Source organism: Streptomyces aureus, from assembly GCF_001418135.1.
Taxonomy (GTDB): domain Bacteria; phylum Actinomycetota; class Actinomycetes; order Streptomycetales; family Streptomycetaceae; genus Streptomyces; species Streptomyces aureus_A.
Window position 1 is genome coordinate 1 of the sequence record NZ_LIPQ01000140.1, and the last position, 21,553, is coordinate 21,553.

The window sequence follows — 21,553 nt, forward strand, 5'->3', positions numbered from 1 at the left end:
GGGTTCACCACCGTGCTCGGATTCCGCGGCTAGGGGGGCGCGTGGGGATCAGGGGGCGGTACGGGGCGTGGGCGGTGGCACCGCTGGCGGTGGTCCTGCTGGTGGCGACCGGCTGCACGAGCACGCCGGACGCCCCGGCGAAGGCGGCCGGTGGGCGCGCCGGGTCCGGGGCGTCCGCCTCCCCCGACGCGTCCGCCTCCCTGCATGTCCCCGGAGCGCCCTCCGCCTCCCCGGCCCGGGTGTGCGACCGGCCCGCGGCCGGGCCGGTGAGGGCGCCGGCGGGCGCGGTGACGGTCGACCCCGCGGTCGTCGGCGACCTGGCCACCAAGACCGAGAACAGCCCCCCGAACACCACGTTCTGGCTTCGGCCGGGCAAGCACACGCTTGAGCCGGACCCCTATGCCCAGGTCATGGCCAAGGAGGGCAACCGCTACCTCGGCGCGCCGGGCGCGGTGCTCGACGGCCGGAAGACCAACCAGTACGCGTTCGGCGGCACCGCCCGCGACGTCACCATCCGGTACCTGACCGTGGAGCGATTCGTCGCGCCGCACGACGAGGGCGTGGTCAACCACGACATGGCCGACGGGTGGGTGATCGAGCACGCGACCGTCCAGTACAACTCAGGGGCCGGGCTCATGGCCGGTGCTCGCCAGCGGGTCCGCGCCAGCTGTCTGCGGGACAACGGCCAGTACGGCATGAACGCCTACAAGACCGGCGACTCCATCCGCGGCCTGGTGGTCGAGGGCAACGAGATCGTGGGCAACAACACCGACGACTGGGAGCGGCGGCGGCCGGGCTGCGGCTGCACCGGCGGCATCAAGTTCTGGGCCGTCGACGGCGCCGACGTCCGCGGCAACTGGGTGCACGACAACCGCGGGACCGGCTTGTGGGCCGACAACAACAACAACGACTTCCGTATCGAGGACAACCTGCTGGAGTCCAACGACGGTGCCGCGCTGATGTACGAGACGAGCTACAACGCGGTCGTCCGCAACAACACGATCCGGCGGAACAACTGGGTCGAGGGCCGCGCGTACGCCAGGGACGGCGACGACTTCCCCTACGCGACCGTCTATGTGTCCGAGGCCGGCGGCGAACCACGGATCCCGGCCCGCACGGACAGGATCGAGATCTACGGGAACGTGCTGGAGAACAACTGGAACGGGATCACCCTGTGGGAGAACGCCGACCGGTTCTGCAACAGTCCGGCCAACACGTCGACCGGTTACTGCACGTTGCTGGTGAAGGACACCGGGCGCTGCGCGCGGCCGGCGATCGCCACCGCACCGCTCTACGGCGACTGCCGGTGGAAGACGCAGCGGGTCGACATCCACGGCAACCGCTTCGTCCTCGACCCGTCCGTGGTCGGATGCACGGCGGAGTGCGGGCGCATGGCGGTGTTCGCCAACGACGGCACCTCTCCGGACTGGTCGCCGTACAAGGGCAGGCGGGTGGCCGAGGCGATCACCCATCAGCAGCAGAACCGCTGGCACGGCAACGTCTACCGCGGACCGTGGAGCTTCGTCGCCGGCGATCCGGGCCGGACGCTGGACTCCCGGCAGTGGCAGGGCACGCCGTACCGTCAGGACGCGGGCAGCGACTTCGGACCCCGGGCCGGTGGTTGAGATGGACGAGGACCTGAGGCGCGACCGGCTGCCGGGCACGGCGGACACGACAGGCATGGCGCACACGGCGGGCACGGCGGGCTCGGCAGGCACGGCGCACACAGCGAGCACGGCGGACACGGCGGGCATCGCGCACACGGCGGGCACGGCGGGCACTGCGGGCTCGGCAGGCACGGCCCACACGGCAGGCACAGCGGGCTCACGGTCCGCCGCCGCACCGAGCCCGGGCGGCACACCGAGGGCCGTCGGGATCGTCTGGGCGCTGCTGGGCCTCAACACGCTCGGCTCCGCGGGGGCGAAGACCGTCTTCGCGATCCCCCGCTCCCTCATCCAGATGGCCACCATGGGTGCGCTGGTCGCGGCGTTCGCGCTGGCTCTGGCGCTCAACCCCCGGCTGCGCATCAGGCCCAGCGCCTTCCTGTTCCTGCTCACGCTGCTGCTTGTGCCGAGCGTGATCGCCAGCGTGCAGCTGGAGGTCGGGGTCGGCGCGCTGTTCCGCTGCGCCCGGCTGGCGCTCTTCGCCGGCACGCTGTGGCTGCTCAGCCGCTGGTGGGACGGCGGCCTGACGTTCGTCCGGTACCACATCCGGATGTACTTCGCGGTCCTCGTCCTGGTGGCCGCGGGCCTGGCCGTCTCACCGGCCACGGCCATGCCCGAGTACTACGGCGGGCGTCTGGTCGGTGCGTTGTGGCCGCTCACCCCGCCGCAGATCGGGCAGTACGCCGCGGTGGTCATCGGGCTCGCCGTGCTGCTCCTGCTCGGCCGCCGGACCACCGGGGCCGGAGCCGCGGTCGTCATCGTGCCCTCCCTCGTCCTGCTCGCGATGACGCACACCCGGACGGCCACGCTCGGTCTGCTCATCGGGCTCGTGCTCGCGATCGGCTCGCTCGTCCTGACGAGCGCCGCCGCCCGCCGGTTCTTCGCCTGGGCCGTGCTGTGCGCCACGGTGGCCGCCGTGGTGTTCAGCTCCGCGCTGCGGGCGTGGTTCCTGCGCGGGCAGAGCCAGGAGAACTTCGCCAACCTGACCGGGCGGGCCAAGGTCTGGGACGCGCTCCTCGCGGCGCCCCGGACGACCGGGGAGAAGGTGTTCGGCACGGGTCTGGGCGACAAGTCGTTCGACGGGCTGCCGATCGACAACAGCTGGCTGGCCGTCTACGACGAGCAGGGGCTGATCGGCGTCACCCTCGTGGCGGCGATCGTCATCGTGCTCGGCGGTGTCACGCTGCTGCGGCCACCGTCGCTGCCGAGGGCCTGCGCGATCTTCCTGATCGGCTACTGCGGGATCTCCTCGTACACCGAGGTGGGCCTCGGCGACGCCTCGGCGTATCTGCTGCATCTGGCCCTGGCCGCCTCGCTCCTCGCGCTCCCCGCCCCGGCCACCCCGCTCCCGACGCACGACATCGCCCGACGACGTATCCCGCTCTGGGCCAGGAGGTGACCTGACCATGCATGTCCTTGTGGTCCACAACCGCTACTCCTCGGCGCAGCCGAGCGGGGAGAACAGGGTCGTCGACGAGGAGGTGGGGCTGCTGCGCGCGGCCGGCCACCGGGTCGACCTGTTCGAGCGGCGCAGTGACGACATCGCCGCCCGCTCCCTGCCGGGGAAGGTCGCGGTGCCGCTGCTCGTGCCGTGGAACCCGGCGGCCCGCGCCGAGCTCACCGCCCGGCTCCGCGCCGACCGGCCGGACGTGGTGCACGTCCACAACGTGTTCCCGCTCCTGTCGCCGTCGGTGCTCGCCGCCTGCGCGGACGCCGGAGTGCCCGTCGTCGCCACGCTGCACAACTACACCCAGGTATGCCCGCCCGGCACGCTGCACCGGGACGGCCGGCAGTGCACCGAGTGCGTCGGGTCGGCGCTGCCGCTGCCCGCCGTCCGGCACGGCTGCTACCGGAACTCCCGGCTGGCGACGGTGCCGCTCGCGGTCAGCCTGTCGGTCAACCGGCGCCGGTGGTGGTCCGGTGTGGAGCGGTTCCTCTGCATCTCCGCGGCGCAGCGCGACGTCCTCGTGCGGTCCGGCATGCCGGCCGGGCGGCTCGCGGTGAAGCACAACTTCGTGCCCGACCCGGGCACCCTACGGACGGGCGCCGGCGAGCAGCTGCTCTTCCTCGGCCGGCTCGCGGAGACCAAGGGCATACGGCTGCTGATGGCGGCGTGGGACGGGATCGCCGCGGACGGCGGTGTGGGCGTGCCGCTCGTGATCGCCGGGGCGGGGCCGCTGGAGCGCGAGGTGACCGCGTGGGCGGCGGGCCGGGACGACGTCCGGTACGCCGGTCTGTGGGACCCGGCGGAGTGCCGGCGGGCCGTCGCGCGGTCGGTGGCCGTGCTGGCTCCCTCGCTGGCCATGGAGACCTTCGGCCTGGTGGTCGCGGAGGCGATGGCGGCGGGGGTCCCGGCCGTCGCCGCCGCTCACGGCGCCTTCGTCGAACTCGTCGAGGACGGGGTGACGGGTCTGCTGCACACGCCGGGCGATCCCGCCTCGCTCGCGTCCCGCATCCGCCGGATCACGGCGGATGCGGACCGCAACCGGGAGATGGGCGAGGCGGCCCGGCGCCGTTACGAGAAGGGGTTCAGCCCGTCCGTGGGGCTGGAGCGCCTCCTGGAGGAGTACCGCACCGCGATCGCGGTGCGGTCGGGCGGCGGGCCCAGCGCGCCGCCCGCAGGGACCGAGGAAGCCGGCTCGTCGCGGGGCACCCGCGCGAGCGGAGATGGGGGGCAGGAGAAATGACACGATGCCGACTCTGCGGTTCGGCGGCGCTGGCCAGCGTCGTCGATCTGGGGGCGACTCCGCCGTGCGAGAGCTTTCTCGCCGCGGACCGACTGGACCAGCCGGAGCCCGCGTACCCGCTGCACCTGCGGGTCTGCACCGACTGCTGGCTCGCGCAGATCCCGCCGCTGATCACGCCGGAGGAGACGTTCCAGGAGTACGCGTACTTCTCCTCGTTTTCGACCTCCTGGGTGGAGCACGCGCGCACGTTCGTCACCGACGCCGTGCGGCGGGTGGGGCTCGGGCCCGACGCCTTCGTGGTCGAGGTCGCGAGCAATGACGGATATCTGCTGAAGCACGTGGTGGACCGGGGGATCCGCTGCCTCGGCATCGAGCCGTCGGTGAACGTCGGTGCCGCGGCACGGGACGCGGGTGTGCCCACGCTCACCGAGTTCCTGTCCCCGGAGACCGGCTCGGCGGTCCGCGCCGAGCACGGCCCGGCGGACCTGGTCGTCGCCAACAACGTGTACGCGCACATCCCCGACGTGGTCGGCTTCACCGAAGGGCTGCGCGCCCTGGTCGCCGACGACGGCTGGGTCTCCGTCGAGGTGCAGCACCTGCTGACCCTGATCGAGGAGAACCAGTACGACACGATCTACCACGAGCACTTCCAGTACTACACCGTCGCGTCCGCCGCCCGGGCGCTCGCGAGCGGCGGGCTCACGCTCGTGGACGTCGAGCTGCTGCCGACGCACGGAGGCTCCATCCGGCTGTGGGCGCGGCCGGCCGAGGTCGCCGGCGAGCCGAGCCGCCGGGTGTCCGAGGTGCTCGACCGGGAGAAGGCCGCCGGGCTCCAGGAGCTGTCCGGGTACGCGGAGTTCTCCGCCCGGGTGGCCAAGGTGCGCCGGGACCTCCTGCGGTTCCTCATCGACGTCGCCGAGCGCGGCGGCACGGTCGTCGGCTACGGCGCCCCGGGCAAGGGCAACACCCTGCTCAACCACTGCGGCGTCCGGCCCGACCTGCTCGCCTACACGGTCGACCGCAACCCCTACAAGCACGGCCGGTTCACGCCGGGCACCCGCATCCCGATCCTGCCGCCCGAGCGGATAGCCGCCGACCGGCCGGACTACGTGCTCGTCCTCCCGTGGAACCTGCGGGACGAGCTGGTCGAGCAGCTGTCCTTCGTGCACGAGTGGGGCGGCCGGCTGGTCTTCCCCATCCCGGAACTGAGCATCGTCGAGGTGAAGCCGTGAAGGTCGTACTGTTCTGCGGCGGTTATGGGCTGCGTATGCGCAGCGGAGCCTCCGACGACATCCCCAAGCCGATGGCGATGGTCGGCCCCCGCCCGCTGATCTGGCACGTCATGCGTTACTACGCGTCGTTCGGGCACACGGAGTTCATCCTGTGCCTCGGGTACGGGGCCCATCACATCAAGGACTTCTTCCTCAACTACGAGGAGACCACGTCCAACGACTTCGTGCTGCGGGGCGGGAAGACCGAGCTGCTCTCCACCGACATCGCCGACTGGACGATCACGTTCGCGCAGACCGGCATCGAGTCGCCGATCGGGGAGCGGCTGCGCCGGGTGCGGCACCACCTGGACGGCGACGAGATGTTCCTCGCCAACTACGCCGACGTGCTCACCGACGCCCCGCTGCCGGAGATGATCGACCGGTTCGCCCGGCGCGACGCCGGCGCGTCGATGATGGTGGTGCCGCCGCAGTCCTCGTTCCACTGCGTGGACCTGGGTGAGGACGGTCTCGTGGGGGGCATCACCGCGGTGAGCGACATGCCGCTGTGGGAGAACGGCGGCTACTTCGTGCTCCGCCAGGAGGTCTTCGACCACATACCGGAGGACGGTGACCTGGTCGCCGACGGCTGTGCCCAACTGGCCAAGCGGGGAAGGCTGGTGGCGTACCAGCACCGCGGCTTCTGGAAGCCGACCGACACCGTGAAGGAGCGGGCCGCGCTCGACGCCGCCTACACCCGGGGCGACCGCCCGTGGGCCGTGTGGGAGCGGGACGGCGTGAGCACGGGCGCGCCGGTGAGGACCGCGTGATCCGGCTCGGTTCGGGGCGCCTCGACCGGATCGTCGCGGTGGGGGCGCACTGCGACGACATCGCCATCGGCGCCGGCGGCACGCTGCTCACGATGTGCCTCGCGCGGCCGGGCACACGGGTCGACGCCCTGGTGCTCTCCGGCGGCGGCGGCGAGCGCGAGGAGGAGGAGCGGGCCGCGCTCGCCGCCTTCTGCCCGGCGGCCGACCTGCGGCTGACCGTGCTCAAGCTGCCGGACGGCCGGCTGCCCGCGCACTGGGAGGAGGCCAAGTCCGCGGTCGAGGAGCTGCGCGCCCGGACCGAGCCCGACGTGGTCCTGGCGCCGCGTACCGATGACGCGCACCAGGACCATCGCGGCCTGGCGCGGCTGCTTCCCACCGCGTTCCGTGACCATCTCGTGCTCGGCTACGAGATCGTCAAGTGGGACGGCGATCTCGGCCGTCCGGCGGCGTACCAGCCGCTGTCGACGGAGATCGCCGAACGGAAGGTGCGGCTGTTGCAGGAGCACTACCCCTCACAACGGCACCGTCCCTGGTACGACCGGGAGGCCTTCCTCGGCCTCGCCCGGATCCGCGGTATCGAATGCCACGCGCGGTACGCCGAGGCGTTCGCCGTCACCAAACTCACTCTCGATCTGGGGGAATGAACCTTGCGCGTACTGCTGACCGGACACCAGGGCTACCTGGGCTCCGTGATGGCCCCTGTCCTCGCGGCCGCCGGGCACGAGGTCGTCGGTCTCGACTCCGGCCTGTTCGCGGACTGCGTGCTCGGCCCGTCGCCCGCGGACCCGTCCGGGCACCGGGTGGACCTGCGCGACGTCACGGCCGAGCACGTGGCCGGGGTGGACGCCGTGATCCATCTGGCCGCGCTCTCCAACGACCCGCTGGGGTCGCTGGCGCCGGACCTCACCTACGACATCAACCACCACGCCTCGGTACGGCTCGCCCGGCTGGCCAAGGACGCCGGTGTGCGGCGTTTCCTGTACGCGTCCACCTGCTCGGTCTACGGCGCCGCCGGCGGTGACGAGCTGGTGGCGGAGGACGCCCCGCTGCGCCCGGTGACGCCGTACGCGGAGTCCAAGGTGCGGGTGGAGGACGACCTGCACGCGCTCGCCGACGGCGACTTCAGCCCGGTGTACATGCGCAACGCCACCGCGTTCGGCTTCTCGCCGCGGCTGCGCGCCGACATCGTGCTGAACAACCTGGTGGGCCACGCACTCCTGTCCGGCGAGGTCCTCGTGATGTCCGACGGCACGCCCTGGCGTCCGCTGGTGCACGCCGCCGACATCGCACGGGCGTTCGCCGCCGCGCTGACCGCACCGCGCGAAGCGGTGCACGACAGGGCGTTCAACATCGGCAGCGAGACCAACAACGTCACGGTCGCCGAGATCGCCGACCAGGTCGCCGAGGCGGTGTCCGGCTCGAAGGTGGTGATCACCGGGGAGACCGGTGCCGATCCGCGGTCGTACCGGGTGGACTTCTCCCGGTTCCGGGCCGCGCTTCCCGGCTTCGACTGCGAGTGGACGGTGAAGCGGGGGGCGCTCGAACTCGCCGACGCATACCGGGAGTTCGGCCTGAGCCGGGAGGACTTCGAGCGTCGCTTCACCCGGCTCGCGGTGCTGCGCGCGGCGTCCGGGACCGGCGCCGTCGACGACACCCTGCGGTGGCGCCGATGACGGCGGCCGGCGAGGAGCCGACGGCCTCGGCCGGCGAGCGGATGCACGCGCTGGTGGAGCGGCTGTACCCGCTCTGCCGGAGCATCACCGGCGACGGGGTGCGCGCCACCCTGGACATCGTCGGCGAATACGTTCCGCTGGAGGTGCACGAGGTCCCGACCGGGACACAGGTGCTCGACTGGACGGTCCCGCAGGAGTGGAACATCCGGGACGCGTACATCGCCGACTCCGCCGGCCGTCGCGTCGTCGACTTCGCCGCGTCCAGCCTGCACGTGCTCGGCTACAGCGTGCCGGTGTCGCGGACCATGCCACTGGTCGAGCTGCGGGAACACCTGCACACCCTGCCGGACCATCCGACGTGGGTGCCGTACCGCACCAGCTACTACACGCCGGAATGGGGGTTCTGCCTGGCCCAGGAGACCCTGGACGCGCTGCCGGACGGCGAGTACGAGGTGCGCGTCGACTCCACGCTCGCGGACGGCCACCTCACCTACGCCGAGCACGTGGTCCCCGGGCAGGTCCCCGACGAGGTGATCGTCTCCTGCCACGTCTGCCACCCGTCGCTGGCCAACGACAACCTGGCCGGCATCGCGGTGGCGACGTTCCTGGCCAGGGCGCTGGCCGAGGAGACGCCGTACTACACCTACCGGTTCATCTACGCGCCGGGCACGATCGGGGCGATCACCTGGCTGGCCCGCAACGCGGAGCGGATCGGGAGGGTCAGGCACGGGCTGGTGCTGGCGTGCGCCGGCGACCCGGGCCGGCTGACGTACAAGCGGAGCAGGCGCGGCGACGCGGAGATCGACCGGGTGATGTCGCATGTCCTGGCCGCCTCCGAACGCCCGCACCACGTCGCCGAGTTCACGCCGTACGGCTACGACGAGCGGCAGTACTGCTCGCCCGGGTTCGATCTCGGGGTGGGCTCGCTCAGCCGGACCCCGTACGCCGGGTATCCCGAGTACCACACCTCGGCGGACAACCCGGACTTCGTCTCCCCGGAGGCGATGGAGGACACGCTGGCCGTCTGCCGCGAGGCGTTCTCCGTGCTCGACCGCAACCGGCGCTACGTCAATCTCAGCCCGTACGGCGAACCGCAGCTGGGCCGGCGTGGGCTGTACGACTCGCTCGGCGGCCGCAGCGACGCGAAGCAGGCCCAGCTGGCCATGCTGTGGGTGCTCAGCCTCGCCGACGGCGAGCGCGGTCTGCTGGACGTCGCCGAGCGGTCCGGGCTGCCGTTCGACGCGGTCGCCGGGGCCGCCGACGCCCTGGCCGCTGCCGGACTGATCAAGGCATGACGTGACGAGCGCCGAGAGGGAGAGGACGACGACGCCCGCGGACCCGGCCGGACCCGCCCGGCCGACCGCGCGGCGTGCCATGGCCGGACGGCTGTCCTGGGGGCTCGCCGACCAGGCGGCGTCCAGCGCGACCAACTTCGTGGTGGGCATCTATGTGGCACGCTCGCTCGGACTGACCGCGTTCGGCGTGTTCAGCCTGGCCTGGGTGACCTTCGGCGTGGTGCTCGGCGTCTCCCGCGGGCTTGCCACCGACCCGCTCATGGTGCGCTTCAGCGGCGTGCCGGAGGCGTCCTGGCGCGGGGCGGTGGCCCGGTCGTCGGGTACCGCCCTCGGCGTCGGCGTCGCGATCGGCACGATGTGTCTGGCCCTCGGACTCGGGCTCGGCGGCCCCATGGGGTCCGCGTTCGCCTGCCTCGGCGTCGTCCTGCCGGGGCTGCTGCTCCAGGACGCCTGGCGGTTCTCGTTCTTCGCCGCGGGCGCCGGGCGCAAGGCGTTCGTCAACGACGTCGTGATGGGCGTCGCGCTCGTCCCGGCCATGGTCGTGGCGGCCCGGGTGGGCACCGTGGCCGCCTTCGTGCTCGCCTGGGGGGCGTCCGCCGCGGTCGCCGCGGCATACGGCCACCTCCAGTCCGGCATCCGGCCCCGGCCGGCCGGGGCACGCGCGTGGACACGCGAGCAGCGCGACCTCGGCTACCGGTACCTCGTCGAGAACGTCGGCGTCAGCGGCGCGGGCCAGCTGCGGGCGTACGGGCTCGGCGCGATCGTCGGCGTCAGCGCGGTCGGGGTGGTCCGGGGCGCCGAGCTCCTGCTCGGCCCGTTCCTCGCCGTCCTGATGGGCCTGTCGCTGGTGACCGTCGCGGAGGCGGCACGGGTCCTGCGGCAGGCCCCGCACCGCCTGCGCGTGTTCTGCCTCCTGCTCGGCGGCGGGCAGGCCGCCGCCGCGCTGCTCTGGGGCGCGGCGCTGCTGCTCGTGCCGGACCGGCTCGGTGAGCTCGTGCTCGGCGGTGTCTGGCACGCCGCCTCGGAGCTCATCGTGCCGGCCACGCTCGGCGTCGCGGCGGCGAGCCTCGGCACCGGCGCGGCGGCCGGGCTCCGCGCGCTCGCCGCGGCCCGGCGCAGCCTGCGCTGCCAGCTGATCGCCTCCACGCTCTACGTCGGCGGCGGGCTCGGCGGAGCGGTCGTCGCCGGCACGGTCGGCTCGGCCTGGGGCGTCGCCGCCGCGACGCTCGGCAGCTCGGCCGTGTGGTGGCTGCAGCTGCGGTCCGCCCTGCGCGAGCACCACCGGAACCCCCTTCCCGAAGTGAGGACACCATGACCGCCCCACCCCGGCTCGGCATCGGCCTGCCCGTGTACAACGGCGAGGAGTACCTCGCCGAGGCGCTCGACGCCCTGCTCGGTCAGACCTACGAGGACTTCGAGCTGGTCATCTCCGACAACGCCTCGACCGACGGCACGCAGGACATCTGCCGCACGTACGCGGCACGGGACTCGCGCATCCGGTACATCCGGCTGACCCGGAACATCGGGGCCGCGCCGAACCACAACTACGTGTTCACGCAGTGCCGCGGCGAGCTGTTCAAGTGGGCCTCGCACGACGACCTGTACGCCCGGGACCTGCTGCGGCGCTGCGTGGACGCGCTGGACGAGCGGCCTGACGTGATCCTCGCCCACGCCGACCAGGCCGTCATCGACGGCGAGGGCCGGGTGAGGGTCCCGTACGAGTACACGCTCGCCACCGACTCGCCGCGCGCGCCGGAGCGGTTCCGCAGCATGCTGTTCGAGCCCGGCGGGGACGACTTCTACGGGGTGATGCGGGCCGACGTGCTGCGCCGGGTGAAGCCGCACGACAGCTACCACCACGCGGACCGCACGTTCGTCTCCGAGATCGGCCTGCACGGGCCCTTCCACCAGGTCCCGGAGCTGCTGTACTTCCGCCGGGACCACCCCACCCGCGCCGAGCGCGCCAACCCCTCCAAGCGCTCCCGGTGCGTCAACCTGGACCCGCGCCGGGCCGGCCCGCTGCACCCGACGCCCCGGCTGCTCGCCGAGTACGTCTGGGGCTTCGTCGCGGCGATCCGACGGGCGCCGTTGTCGCGGGCGGACCGGCGCGCCTGCTACGGCCACCTCGTCTCCTGGGCGGCCAGCCGGGCCCGGCCGGGCGCCGGCGAGCGGGTCGAGGACCGCGCCCCGGTCGACCCGGACCGGCTCGCCGTCTCCCTCGACGCCCTCGTGGCCGGCCGGGAAGGCAGGCGGACATGAGGCCCCCGACGGGGCCTCCGGTCCGCGTCGGCCTGTTCGGTCTGCTCGGCTCCGGCAACCTCGGCAACGACGGGTCGATGGAGGCCGTGCTCGCGTACCTCCGCCGGGACCACCGGGACGCGGTCGTGGACGCGATGTGCGGCGGCCCCGAGGTCGTAGGGCTCCGGAACCGGCTCCCCGCGACGCGGCTCCACTGGTATCGCGGCGAGTACCGGACCGCGTCGCGGGCGGGCGCGGTCGCGGGTAAGGCACTGGGCAAACTCGTCGACGCCGTCCGCACCGCCGCCTGGGTGCGCCGGCACGACGTGGTGATCGTGCCGGGCATGGGCGTCCTGGAGGCCACGCTGCCGTTGCGGCCCTGGGGCTTCCCGTACGCGCTGTTCCTGCTCTGCGCGTCCGGCCGGCTGTTCGGCACCCGGGTCGCGCTGGTCGGCGTCGGCGCCGCCCCGATCGGCAACCGGGCGACCCGGTCCCTGGTGCGCCGGTCGGCGCGGCTCGCCGCGTACCGGTCGTACCGGGACGCCCAGTCCCGCGACGCCCTGCGGGCGATGGGCGTGGACACCGCGCGCGACGAGGTCTACCCGGACCTCGCCTTCGCCCTGCCGGCACCGCCGCCCGGCGCCCCCTCGGGGACGCCGGGCCCGGTGTGCGTCGGCGTCATGGCCTTCCACGGCGGGGACGACGACCGCGCCCGGGCCGAGGAGATCCACCGGCGCTACCTCGACGGGACGACCCGCTTCGTCCGCGCCCTGGTCGAGGACGGCAGGCCGGTCCGGCTGCTCACCGGCGACGAGGTCGACGGGGAGGTGGTCGCCGCGATCCTCGACGCGGTGGACTCCCCGCTGGTCACCGCCGCCGAGACGGCCTCGCTCGACGACCTGATGAGGGAGATGGCTGCCGCCGACGCCGTGGTGGCGACCCGGTACCACAACCTGGTCTGCGCGCTGAAGGTCGGCGTGCCGACGCTCGCGCTCAGCTACGCGGCGAAGAGCGACGCGCTCATGGACCGGATGGGCCTCGGCGCGTACTGCCACCCGGCCCGCGAGGTCGACGCCGACCGGCTGCTCGACCGCTTCCGGGAGCTGGAGAAGCGCTCGGCGGAGCTGCGACGGACCCTCGCCGAGCGGAACCTGACCGTCGCCGGGCAGCTCGACGAGCAGTTCACCGCCCTGACCGCGGCCGTGTTCCCGAAGACCGGCCATGCCCACGCCCACGCCCTGCGGGAGACACCGTGAAAGCGATCGAAGTCCCTGAGATCGACGGCGCGTACCTGTTCGAGCCGACGCCGTACGCGGACGAACGCGGCTTCTTCTGCCGCACGTTCGACGCCGACGTGGTCCGCTCGGTGGGCCTCGACCCGGACGCCTTCGTCCAGGACAGCGTGTCCCGTTCGGTCCGGGGCGTGCTGCGCGGCATGCACCTGCGCTCCGGCGCCGGCGAGGCCAAGCTGGTGCGGTGCTCGTACGGCAGGATCTTCGACGTCGTCGTGGACCTGCGGACGGAGTCGCCGACCTATCGCAACCGGGCCTTCTTCGAGCTGTCCGGCGAGACGCAGACGACCCTCTACATCCCGGCCGGGTGCGCGCACGGCTTCCAGGCACTGACCGAGACCGCCGACACCTCGTACCGGATCGACCGCCCGCACGACCCGGCCGAGGACGTGACGATCGCCTTCGACGACCCGGAACTCGCCATCCCCTGGCCGCTGCCGCCCGTGTCGATGTCCCCGCGGGACCGGGAGGCGCCGAGCCTCGCCGAGGCCCTGAAGAACAAGCCCTGAAGCCCTGGAGAGTGACGTCCGCGTGGACACCGAAGTGACGGAAGAGACCGAAGAGTTCTCCCTGCCCCGGTCGCGGCAGGCGAACGAGCGGCTGCACGCCCTGATCCCCGGGGGCGCGCACACCTACGCCAAGGGTGACGACCAGTACCCCGAGAACCTGGCCCCGGTCATCAGCCACGGCCACGGCGCCCACGTGTGGGACGTCGACGGCAACCGCTACATCGAGTACGGCTCCGGGCTGCGGTCGGTCAGTCTCGGCCACGCCCATCCGCGGGTGCTCGAAGCGGTACGCCGGGAGATCGACCGCGGCGGCAACTTCGTCCGGCCGTCCATCGTGGAGGTCGAGGCCGCGGAACGCTTCCTGGCCACGGTGCCGACCGCCGAGATGGTCAAGTTCGCGAAGAACGGCTCCGACGTCACCACCGCCGCGGTGCGCCTCGCCCGCGCCGTCACCGGGCGCCCGCGGGTGGCCGTCTGCGGCGACCATCCGTTCTTCTCCGTCGACGACTGGTTCATCGGCACCACGCCGATGTCCGCCGGCATCCCGGCGGCGACCACCGAGCTCACCGTGACGTTCCCCTACGGGGACCTGGCCGCCACGGAGGAGCTGCTCACCCGGTACCGGGACGAGGTCGCCTGTCTGATCCTCGAACCCGCCGGACACACCGAACCCCCGCCCGGATACCTCGCCGGCCTGCGCGATCTCGCCGACCGGCACGGCTGCGTCCTGGTCTTCGACGAGATGATCACCGGCCTGCGCTGGTCCGAGGCGGGCGCGCAGGGTCTGTACGGCGTCGTCCCCGACCTCTCCACGTTCGGCAAGGCGCTGGGCAACGGGTTCGCCGTCTCCGCGCTCGCCGGGCGCCGCGAACTGATGGAGTGGGGCGGGCTGCGTCACTCCGGCGACCGGGTGTTCCTGCTGTCCACCACGCACGGCGCGGAGACGCATTCACTGGCCGCGGCGACGGCCGTGCAGACCACCTACGTCGAGGAGGGTGTCACGGCGCGACTGCACGCCATCGGCGAGCGGTTGGCCGCCGGGGTCCGCGAGGCCGCTGCCGCCACGGGCGTCGGCGACCACCTCGTCGTCCGGGGCCGGGCCAGCAACCTGGTCTTCGCCACCCTCGACGAGCACGGGCGGCCGTCGCAGGAGTACCGCACGCTGTTCCTGCGCCGGCTCCTCGCGGGTGGGGTGCTCGCCCCGTCCTTCGTGGTGAGCAGCGCGCTCGACGACGCCGACGTCGATCGCACGGTCGACGTGGTGGCACAGGCGTGCGCGGTGTACCGGAAGGCGCTGGACGCCGCCGACCCCACCCCGTGGCTCTCCGGACGGCCGGTGAAGCCCGTCTTCCGGCGCTCGGTGTGAGGTGGCGGGACGTGACGTCACCTCACCCGAGGTGACCTCACGTCAGCGAGCCTTCCGCCGTACGGAGTCCGCCACCCGGTCGACCGCCCACGCGGTCGCCGGGATCACCGCCAGCGCGGTGAACCAGCCGCCGACGGCGTCGGTCGGGTAGTGGGCGCCCAGGACGACCTGCGCCCAGCCCATGGCGACGCCGGCGACCAGCGCCACGAGCAGCACGAGTGAGGCGCCGGCCGTCCTGCCGAGGCCGGACCGGCCGGTCGCGAGCAGCGTCACGACGAGGGCGAGCGCGGTGAGGAAGGCGGTGTGCCCGCTCGGGTACGAGAGGTTCTCGTCACCGTGGATGGTGCGTCCCACCAGGTGCTTGAGCAGCCTCGTGGTCACCACGGCGAGGCCGACGCCGACGACGACGAGCACCGCCGCGCGAGGACGCCGCAGCAGCAGACAGCCCGTGACGACGGCCGCGACCAGCGCCGCCGCGCCCACGGGCTCGCCCAGGAAGTCAGTGGCCAGGGCGACGTGCCGCGCCCGCGGCCCGACTCCCTCGACCGCGGCCAGGATCCGCGCGTCCACGCTGCCGGGACGGCCGGCGTCGGCGTACAGGACCCCGAGCACGACGACCACCACCGCGGCGACGGCCGCCGTCGGCCCGAGCCATCCGCGCATCGGCGGGGGCAGCACCGCGGGCACGGACCGGTCCCCTTCGGCCAGGCGTTCCAAGGCGAGCCCCCCGTCGTGTCCGACCGTCGTCGCCGGGCCGGCCTGCGGCGAGCCTATACCGGCGATGGGGTCGGTTTTGCGCCGATTCCTCTCCTCTCCGAGCTGGAGACGTTGGTCGTCGCCGCGGTTCCGCCGGAAGGCCTCGACGTGGGCCGCGCGACCCGGCGCCGGGACCGGGTCCGGGGATGCGTCGTGTCCCGGAGGATCCGTGACCGGGTCAGGGAGTGTGCCTGAGGGTCTTCCGGATCCAGTCCGCGTACGCGGGCACGTTGGTGTAGAGACCCGGCCCGGCCGAACAGGCGACCCCCGGAGCGCCGGGACCCGACGTCGCCCCGACGAGCTCCCACCGCCCGTGCCCGCCCTTCTGGAGCTGCGGCCCGCCGGAGTCCCCGAAGCACGCCATGGCCCCGGGCACCCGGCTGATCGTGCAGAGCCGGGTACGGTCCGCGTAGCCGGGGGCGCACTCCCCCGCGGCACCCGTGCGCGTCCCCAGCTCCTGCAGCCGCTCCGCGAACGTCAACTCGGTGTCGACGGTGGTGCCGAATCCCAGGATCCGGGTCGGCGTCCCGGGCCGTCCGGCCCGCTCCGCGATCCTGACGGGCTGCTCGGAGACCGGGCGGTCGAGACGGACCAGCGCGATGTCGTGCCTGTTGGCTTCCTTCCCCTCACCGCTCACGAAGCCGGGGTGGACGACGGTCCGCTCGATGGCCCGGACGGTTCCCCCCGACTTCCGCGCCACGCTGCCGATCCGGACGGTGCCGTCAAGGACCAGGCCGTCACCCGTGACGCAGTGGGCCGCCGTCAGCACCCACTGGGGATCGACCAGCGACGCCCCGCAGTTGCCGTCGTACAGCCCGTGCTTCGGGGCCGACTCGGGGATGGTGGCCATGAACGGATAACGCTCCGTGGAATCGGTCCCGTTGACGATGGCTCCGGCGCTGCCGGCCATCAGGGTGGCGCATGCCGCGACGGCGAGCGCGCCGACGGCGGTGGTACGTGCCGCGCGGCGTCCGACCGGCTTCAAGCTGAACACAGGGGGTTTCCCTTCCTCGTACATCCTGGTGTGTCCGACCCACTCTGCTCGGTTCGAGGTCCGCCGGACCATCCGGTCAGCGGGCGCGAACGCGGTGGGGATGCCCCCAGGAGAAAGCCGGTGGGGCACCCCAGCGCGGTCCGCGCCCCGCCACACGAAGATCACTTCATCGGCTCGGGGAGCCACCGCACGCAAGGAGTGATCGGAATGCACGGGTACACGAAGACGACCGGCCGGCGAGGGTTCCTCGCACTCACGGGGGCGCTCGCCGCCACGGCGCTGACCGCTCCCGCGTCCGCCGCGTCACCGGCCGTACGGGCGTCCTCGACGGCACCCGCCGGGTCCGCCGCCTCGGCCGTGTCCGCCGGTGCCGGCTCGGCGTACCGGGAAAACGGCCTCGTACGGTTGCTGGAACGGGCCGCGCACCCGCTGCGTTCCACGGAGCCCGGCGGCCGGACCGGGGATCTGCGGGCGCTGAGCGCCATGGTCGGCGGCGCGAAGGTGGTGGGCCTCGGAGAGGCCACGCACGGTTCGCACGAGTTCTTCGCCATGAAGGAACGCGTCTTCCGGCACCTCGTGGAAGAACGCGGCTTCACCACCTTCGCCCTGGAGATGAGCTGGTCGGCGGGGCTCAGGATCGACGAGTACCTCCAGGGCGGCCCCGGCGACCCGCGGCGGATCGCGGCGGAGACTCTCGCCGGATCCCCCTGGGAGCGCGAGGAGTTCGTCAGCCTGATCGGCTGGATGCGCGAGCACAACCGCCGCCGTCCCGGCCACCGGGTCCACTTCATGGGGGACGACCTCGGGGCGCCGAAGCTCGGCGACCACATCTTCGAGCGTGTGCTGTCGTCCGTCGGCAGGACCCGCCCGGACGCGCTGCCCCGGCTCAGCGAGCTGTACGCCGGACTGCGCCCCTTCGACGACATCTTCGGCTACCTGCGCGCACCGGTCGCGCAACGCGAGGCGAACGCCGTACGCGCCCAGGAGGCCCTCGACCTGGTCGCAGGGCACCGGACGGCCGGCGAGGACCACGCGTGGACGGTGCAGCACGCCCGGAACATCGCGCAGACCTTCGCCTTCGCCACCGTCGACCTCGCCGACCCGGCCTCGGTCACCGCCGCCGAGCTCCTGCGCGACCGGGCCATGGCCGACAACGTGCTGTGGTGGCAGCGCCACACCGGCCACAGGATGCTCCTGTCGGCCCACAACGGCCACGTCGGACACCTCTCGACCCACCCGGACATGTACCCGCAGACCCAGGGCGCCGTGCTGCGCGACCGTCTGGGCAGCGGCTACACCGCGATCGGCTTCACCTTCGCCGGCGGGTCCTTCCTCACCAAGGACGCCTCCCTGGACGGGGACTGGAAGCCGGTCACCGTCCCGGCCGCGCACGCCGGAATGAACGAGCACCTCCTGGACCGGGTCGGGTACCGGGACTTCTACCTCGACCTGCGGACCGCGCCCGCGGGGGCGCGCGCCTGGTTCGACCGTGCCCGGCCGGTCTACGACGCCGGCTCGACCTTCACCCCCGACCCGCTGCCGACGCTCGCCCTCGGCCGGGCCTACGACGTGCTCATCCACCTCCATCGGGTCCGCGCGGCCGACAAGCTCCCGCGTGGGGCCTCCGCCCCGTAGCGTGGCTCTCATGACCGCCATATCCCCGCGCGAGGCCCGGCGTTGCCACAACGCCCACCATCCCGTCCATGCGGCGTACTACTTCGTGTCCGAGCACGACGACGCCTACGCGGAGCTCGGTCTGGAAGGCGGCCCCATGGCGTACCTCGCCGGGCGGGCCGCGCCCCTCGGGGCGGTCGGCTCCGGTGTGGTCACGGCGGCCTTCTACAACTTCCACCCGGACCTCGTCGCACGGCACCTTCCCCGCGCCTGGGAGGTCGCCTCCCCCGCCGCCGTCCTGGAGGCCAGGCTGCGGATCGCGGACGCGTATCTCACCCGGCTGCTGGGGCGCGAGGCGCTGCGCTCTCCCGAGATGGCGGAGGCCGCGGAACTGGCGCTCCGGGCGGCCGAGGGGTGCCGCCGGCCAGGTCGGCCGCTGTACTCGGCCAACGCCGACCTGCCGGTGCCCGAGGTACCGCATCTCGCGCTGTGGCACGCCGCGACCCTGCTGCGTGAGCACCGCGGGGACGGTCATGTCGTCGCGCTCTCCCGGGCCGGTCTCGACGGTCTGGAGGCCCTGGTGTCCCACACCGCCACCGGAACGAACTGGCGGCCCGGTTATCTGCAGTCCGCGCGGGGCTGGTCGCCGGAGGAGTGGGCGGCGGCACGGGAACGGCTGGTGGAGCGCGGGATTCTCGACGCCGACGGTGAACTGACCGCCGAGGGGGCCGAGTTGCGCCGTGCCGTCGAGGCCGACACCGACCGCCTCGACCTTGCTCCCTACGAGCGGCTGGGGGCGGAGGGCACCCGACGGCTGACCGAACTGGCCGGCGCCTTCTCCAAGGTGGTGCTCGAAGGCGGCGGGCTGCCGCTCAGGAACATCGGCAAGCGCTGAGGGCGCCGGGAAGGACTGCTGCCGCCCGGCCGGACGCGGCGACGTCCGGCCGAGCGCGGCGACTTCAGGCCGGGCGCCGCGTCATCCGGCCGGGCGCGGCATCGTCCGGCCGGCGCCGGTCACTCCTCGGTGCCTCGCTCCTTCGCCGCCCGGGCCATCGCCGCGAGCACGTCCCTCAGGGCGCCCAGGGTCTCCTCGTCGTTGACCCTGCCGTCCGCGACCTTGGCCGTCGCGAGCGGAATGGGGAGCGATTCCGGGAGGATGTGCGCGCCCATGACCTCCAGGGTCTCCTTGACCCAGGCCTGGGCCCTGTCGCCCCCGGTCATCGACGGCGACGCGGTGACCACCGCGACCGGCTTGTCCACCAGCTCTCCGCCGCCGACCACCCATTCGAGGCCGTTCTTCAGCACGCCCGACGTGCCGTGCGCGTACTCAGGACTGGAGATGAGCACCGCGTCGGCGGATTCGAGGAGCGCGCGGAAGGCCATGACCTCCGGCGGCGGGCCCTCGGTCTCCACGTCGTGGTTGAAGAACGGCAGCTCCCCGAGCCCCTCGTAGACCGTCATCGACACCGGTGGCAGGCACAGTTCGGCCGCCGTGCGCACCACCGCGGTGTTGATCGACGCGGCCCTCAGGCTCCCGGATAAGGCGACGAATTTCATCTGGTTCCTTTCCTGCTTTCAAGACGTCCCAAGCATCGCGCATGGATCGGGGGTTGTCCCCGCGTGTCCGGAAGCGCGACGCGCGGCGGCCACCGCCGCGGTGACGCGCCGTGCGACCGCCCTTCGGTGATCCGCGAGATAGAAGTGACCGCCGTCGAACGTGTTCAGCCCCAGGAAGCGTTCCGTCCGGCCTGCCCAGGCGGACAGGCGCTCCCGCCCGACCACGGGGTCGCCGTCACCGCCGAACGCGGAGACGGGGGTCCGCAGCGGTTCCGTACGCGCCGCCGGCCGCCAGGTGTCGACGAGGGCGAAGTCGTTGCGGAACCGGGGGCCGAAGACCCGCCATGCCGCCTCGTCGTTCAGCACCGCGTCGGGTGTGCCGCCCACCGACCGGAGCCAGTCCCGCAGCTCCCCGTCGGTGAACAGGTGGCGCGACCTGGAGGCCCTCCGGTCGCGGTCCTCCTGCGGCGCGCCGCAGGAGGACACGCCGAGCCAGACGGGAAGGGGGCGTCCCTCGGCCTCCAGACGCCGGGTCAGTTCGTACGCGACGAGGGAGCCCATGCTGTGCCCGAAGAAGGCGAAGGGGCGGTCCGTCCACGGCCGGAGCTCCGTGGCGAAGAAGGCCACCAGCTTGTCGCAGTCGTCGATGAACGGGGTGTCAACCAGCCGCCCCCGGCCGGGGGCGTCCAGCACGCACACCTCCCAGTCGGCCGGGAACTCGTGCTCCCAGCCCCGGTAGAGGAGGTGCGATCCGCCGGCGTGGTGGAAGAGGAACAGCCGCAGCGCGGCCCCCGGCACGGGCCGGGGGCAGGTCACGGCTCCGTGTGCCAGCGGGCGTCGGCTCTGCCGGGTGGCCGCGTGGGGCGCCAAGGGTGTCCTCACTTCCCCACCGACGACATGACCTCGGCGGCGGCGTCCCGCGCCGTCGACAGGGACTCCGCGTCGGCGGCGTCCCGCGCCGCCGACGCGAGGGCGTTCATGCGGGCGAAGTCCACCACCTGCGTCGCCATGGTCTCCAGCTGACGCTGGACATGGGGATCGGTGCACGCGCCGTCCGGCCCGAAACCGGCCGTCGCGGTGTTCACCACGACACCGAGGGGCGTGGGCCAGCCGCGCAGGGCGTGGGTCACGTCGCGGAGCGCGGCCAGTGTGGACACGCCGCCCTGCCAGCCCTGGGCGACGGCGAGGCCGGCGACGGCCCGCCCGCTGAAGTACGGGCGGGCGTCGTCGCGCAGCTCCTCGACGTGGTCGAGGGCGTTCTTCACGAGTCCCGAGATACTCCCGTGGTAGGCCGGGCTCGCGAGGACGAGGCCGTCCGCGGCGGCTATCTCGGACACCAGCCGGAGCGCCCGCGCCGAGCGGAGCCCGTCCCGTGGGTCGTAGAGCGGCATCACCAGCTCGGCGCCGCCGATGCACGTCACCTCCGCCCCTTGGCGCTCCGCTTCGGCCAGGACGACGCGGAGGGCCCGCTCGGCCGTCGAGTCCGGCCGGGGCGAACCCCCGATTCCGACCACCCGCACGGTCTGCTGCACAGGGATTCGCCCCACTTTCTCTCTGCTGGATACGGGCATGTGCTCGGAACGCACCGGTCAGGCGGTGGCCGGCGTCGGTGCCAGGGGCTCGCTCTGCGCGCTCTCGTGCAGATCGCGGCGGCGGATGAGGACGAAGGCGATGGCCGCGCCCACGGCGGCGATCACGGCGCAGACGACCATGACGTCGGCCAGGGACTCGACGAAGACGGAGCGGGCCGTGGTCGTCACCTGGTCCAGCACGGACGGGGCCACGGCGTCCGCGAGACCGGAGGTGCCGCCGGTGGCGACCTGCTGTCCGACGGCCTCGGCCTGTCCGGCGAGTGCCGCGCCCGCGTCCG

At 73.1% G+C, this 21,553-nt stretch carries 20 protein-coding genes and 1 pseudogene; 15 read left to right on the forward strand and 6 right to left on the reverse strand.

Annotation, left to right across the window (positions count from 1 at the left end):
- The first annotated feature begins 41 nt into the window (after positions 1-41).
- The 13 genes from AOK00_RS13965 (at position 42) to AOK00_RS14025 (ending at position 14,762) form a co-directional block, all read left to right on the forward strand.
- Entirely contained in the window at positions 42-1,625 is a 1,584-nt protein-coding gene (locus AOK00_RS13965) for a right-handed parallel beta-helix repeat-containing protein (RefSeq protein WP_055600633.1), read from the forward strand.
- 1 nt (position 1,626) lies between these two features.
- Positions 1,627-3,063, forward strand: coding sequence for an O-antigen ligase domain-containing protein (locus tag AOK00_RS13970; RefSeq protein WP_437441412.1), 1,437 nt, complete (start codon positions 1,627-1,629; stop codon positions 3,061-3,063).
- Between the two features lie 7 nt (positions 3,064-3,070).
- Entirely contained in the window at positions 3,071-4,351 is a 1,281-nt protein-coding gene (locus AOK00_RS13975) for a glycosyltransferase family 4 protein (protein ID WP_055600634.1), read from the forward strand.
- Complete coding sequence (locus AOK00_RS13980) at positions 4,348-5,583, forward strand: class I SAM-dependent methyltransferase (RefSeq protein ID WP_055600635.1); 1,236 nt, start codon at positions 4,348-4,350, stop codon at positions 5,581-5,583. Before AOK00_RS13975 ends, AOK00_RS13980 begins: the two co-directional genes overlap by 4 nt.
- Positions 5,580-6,389, forward strand: a complete 810-nt coding sequence (locus AOK00_RS13985; protein ID WP_055600636.1) for a hypothetical protein — start codon at positions 5,580-5,582, stop codon at positions 6,387-6,389. The genes AOK00_RS13980 and AOK00_RS13985 overlap by 4 nt, the downstream gene beginning before the upstream one ends.
- Positions 6,386-7,033, forward strand: coding sequence for a PIG-L deacetylase family protein (locus AOK00_RS13990; RefSeq protein WP_055600648.1), 648 nt, complete (start codon positions 6,386-6,388; stop codon positions 7,031-7,033). The genes AOK00_RS13985 and AOK00_RS13990 overlap by 4 nt, the downstream gene beginning before the upstream one ends.
- A 3-nt stretch (positions 7,034-7,036) precedes the next feature.
- On the forward strand, positions 7,037-8,062 hold the full coding sequence (locus tag AOK00_RS13995) for an NAD-dependent epimerase/dehydratase family protein (protein WP_055600637.1): 1,026 nt from the start codon (positions 7,037-7,039) through the stop codon (positions 8,060-8,062).
- Positions 8,059-9,357 carry a DUF4910 domain-containing protein gene (locus AOK00_RS14000; protein WP_055600649.1) on the forward strand — a complete coding sequence of 433 codons (1,299 nt, stop codon included), beginning with the start codon at positions 8,059-8,061 and terminating at the stop codon, positions 9,355-9,357. The genes AOK00_RS13995 and AOK00_RS14000 overlap by 4 nt, the downstream gene beginning before the upstream one ends.
- Positions 9,358-9,436: 79 nt before the next feature.
- A complete protein-coding gene (locus AOK00_RS14005) occupies positions 9,437-10,672 on the forward strand; it encodes a hypothetical protein (RefSeq protein ID WP_107097387.1) in 1,236 nt (411 codons plus the stop codon).
- A complete protein-coding gene (locus AOK00_RS14010) occupies positions 10,669-11,616 on the forward strand; it encodes a glycosyltransferase family 2 protein (protein ID WP_055600639.1) in 948 nt (315 codons plus the stop codon). Before AOK00_RS14005 ends, AOK00_RS14010 begins: the two co-directional genes overlap by 4 nt.
- Positions 11,613-12,851 carry a polysaccharide pyruvyl transferase family protein gene (locus AOK00_RS14015; RefSeq protein ID WP_055600640.1) on the forward strand — a complete coding sequence of 413 codons (1,239 nt, stop codon included), beginning with the start codon at positions 11,613-11,615 and terminating at the stop codon, positions 12,849-12,851. Before AOK00_RS14010 ends, AOK00_RS14015 begins: the two co-directional genes overlap by 4 nt.
- A complete protein-coding gene (locus AOK00_RS14020; RefSeq protein ID WP_055600641.1) occupies positions 12,848-13,396 on the forward strand; it encodes a dTDP-4-dehydrorhamnose 3,5-epimerase family protein in 549 nt (182 codons plus the stop codon). Before AOK00_RS14015 ends, AOK00_RS14020 begins: the two co-directional genes overlap by 4 nt.
- Before the next feature lie 22 nt (positions 13,397-13,418).
- A complete protein-coding gene (locus tag AOK00_RS14025; protein ID WP_173861562.1) occupies positions 13,419-14,762 on the forward strand; it encodes a glutamate-1-semialdehyde 2,1-aminomutase in 1,344 nt (447 codons plus the stop codon).
- Between the two features lie 42 nt (positions 14,763-14,804).
- Here AOK00_RS14025 and AOK00_RS14030 read toward each other — a convergent pair whose 3' ends face one another.
- Complete coding sequence (locus AOK00_RS14030; RefSeq protein ID WP_055600651.1) at positions 14,805-15,425, reverse strand: phosphatase PAP2 family protein; 621 nt, start codon at positions 15,423-15,425, stop codon at positions 14,805-14,807.
- A gap of 271 nt (positions 15,426-15,696) precedes the next feature.
- Positions 15,697-16,512, reverse strand: a complete 816-nt coding sequence (locus AOK00_RS14035) for a S1 family peptidase (RefSeq protein WP_055600642.1) — start codon at positions 16,510-16,512, stop codon at positions 15,697-15,699.
- 207 nt (positions 16,513-16,719) lie between these two features.
- Between AOK00_RS14035 and AOK00_RS14040 the strand changes: the two genes are divergently transcribed.
- The gene (locus AOK00_RS14040) at positions 16,720-18,147 is read left to right on the forward strand and encodes an erythromycin esterase family protein (RefSeq protein WP_055600643.1); all 1,428 of its coding nucleotides are present in this window, start codon (positions 16,720-16,722) and stop codon (positions 18,145-18,147) included.
- 10 nt (positions 18,148-18,157) lie between these two features.
- A complete protein-coding gene (locus AOK00_RS14045) occupies positions 18,158-19,021 on the forward strand; it encodes an SCO6745 family protein (RefSeq protein ID WP_055600644.1) in 864 nt (287 codons plus the stop codon).
- Between the two features lie 119 nt (positions 19,022-19,140).
- On the opposite strand, the gene AOK00_RS14050 is transcribed toward AOK00_RS14045, so the two are convergent.
- The 4 genes and pseudogenes from AOK00_RS14050 to AOK00_RS14065 form a co-directional block, all read right to left on the reverse strand.
- On the reverse strand, positions 19,141-19,683 hold the full coding sequence (locus AOK00_RS14050) for an NADPH-dependent FMN reductase (RefSeq protein WP_055600645.1): 543 nt from the start codon (positions 19,681-19,683) through the stop codon (positions 19,141-19,143).
- Positions 19,684-19,701: 18 nt separating this feature from the next.
- Complete coding sequence (locus AOK00_RS14055; protein ID WP_107097386.1) at positions 19,702-20,499, reverse strand: thioesterase II family protein; 798 nt, start codon at positions 20,497-20,499, stop codon at positions 19,702-19,704.
- A gap of 62 nt (positions 20,500-20,561) precedes the next feature.
- Positions 20,562-21,230: an NADPH-dependent FMN reductase gene (locus AOK00_RS14060; RefSeq protein WP_254047364.1), complete on the reverse strand. Its 669-nt coding sequence runs from the start codon at positions 21,228-21,230 to the stop codon at positions 20,562-20,564.
- A gap of 42 nt (positions 21,231-21,272) precedes the next feature.
- Positions 21,273-21,553: pseudogene (locus AOK00_RS14065) on the reverse strand (hypothetical protein); the annotation flags it as partial.

Bases quoted from the DNA above. Each gene is read 5' to 3' on its own strand.
- AOK00_RS14000 (WP_055600649.1), top strand. From the start codon at position 8,059: ATGACGGCGGCCGGCGAGGAGCCGACGGCCTCGGCCGGCGAGCGGATG.
- AOK00_RS14050 (WP_055600645.1), bottom strand. From the start codon at position 19,683: ATGAAATTCGTCGCCTTATCCGGGAGCCTGAGGGCCGCGTCGATCAAC.
- AOK00_RS13980 (WP_055600635.1), top strand. From the start codon at position 4,348: ATGACACGATGCCGACTCTGCGGTTCGGCGGCGCTGGCCAGCGTCGTC.
- AOK00_RS14040 (WP_055600643.1), top strand. From the start codon at position 16,720: ATGCACGGGTACACGAAGACGACCGGCCGGCGAGGGTTCCTCGCACTC.
- AOK00_RS14005 (WP_107097387.1), top strand. From the start codon at position 9,437: ATGGCCGGACGGCTGTCCTGGGGGCTCGCCGACCAGGCGGCGTCCAGC.
- AOK00_RS14045 (WP_055600644.1), top strand. From the start codon at position 18,158: ATGACCGCCATATCCCCGCGCGAGGCCCGGCGTTGCCACAACGCCCAC.
- AOK00_RS13970 (WP_437441412.1), top strand. From the start codon at position 1,627: ATGGACGAGGACCTGAGGCGCGACCGGCTGCCGGGCACGGCGGACACG.
- AOK00_RS14030 (WP_055600651.1), bottom strand. From the start codon at position 15,425: ATGCGCGGATGGCTCGGGCCGACGGCGGCCGTCGCCGCGGTGGTGGTC.
- AOK00_RS14015 (WP_055600640.1), top strand. From the start codon at position 11,613: ATGAGGCCCCCGACGGGGCCTCCGGTCCGCGTCGGCCTGTTCGGTCTG.
- AOK00_RS13975 (WP_055600634.1), top strand. From the start codon at position 3,071: ATGCATGTCCTTGTGGTCCACAACCGCTACTCCTCGGCGCAGCCGAGC.
- AOK00_RS14010 (WP_055600639.1), top strand. From the start codon at position 10,669: ATGACCGCCCCACCCCGGCTCGGCATCGGCCTGCCCGTGTACAACGGC.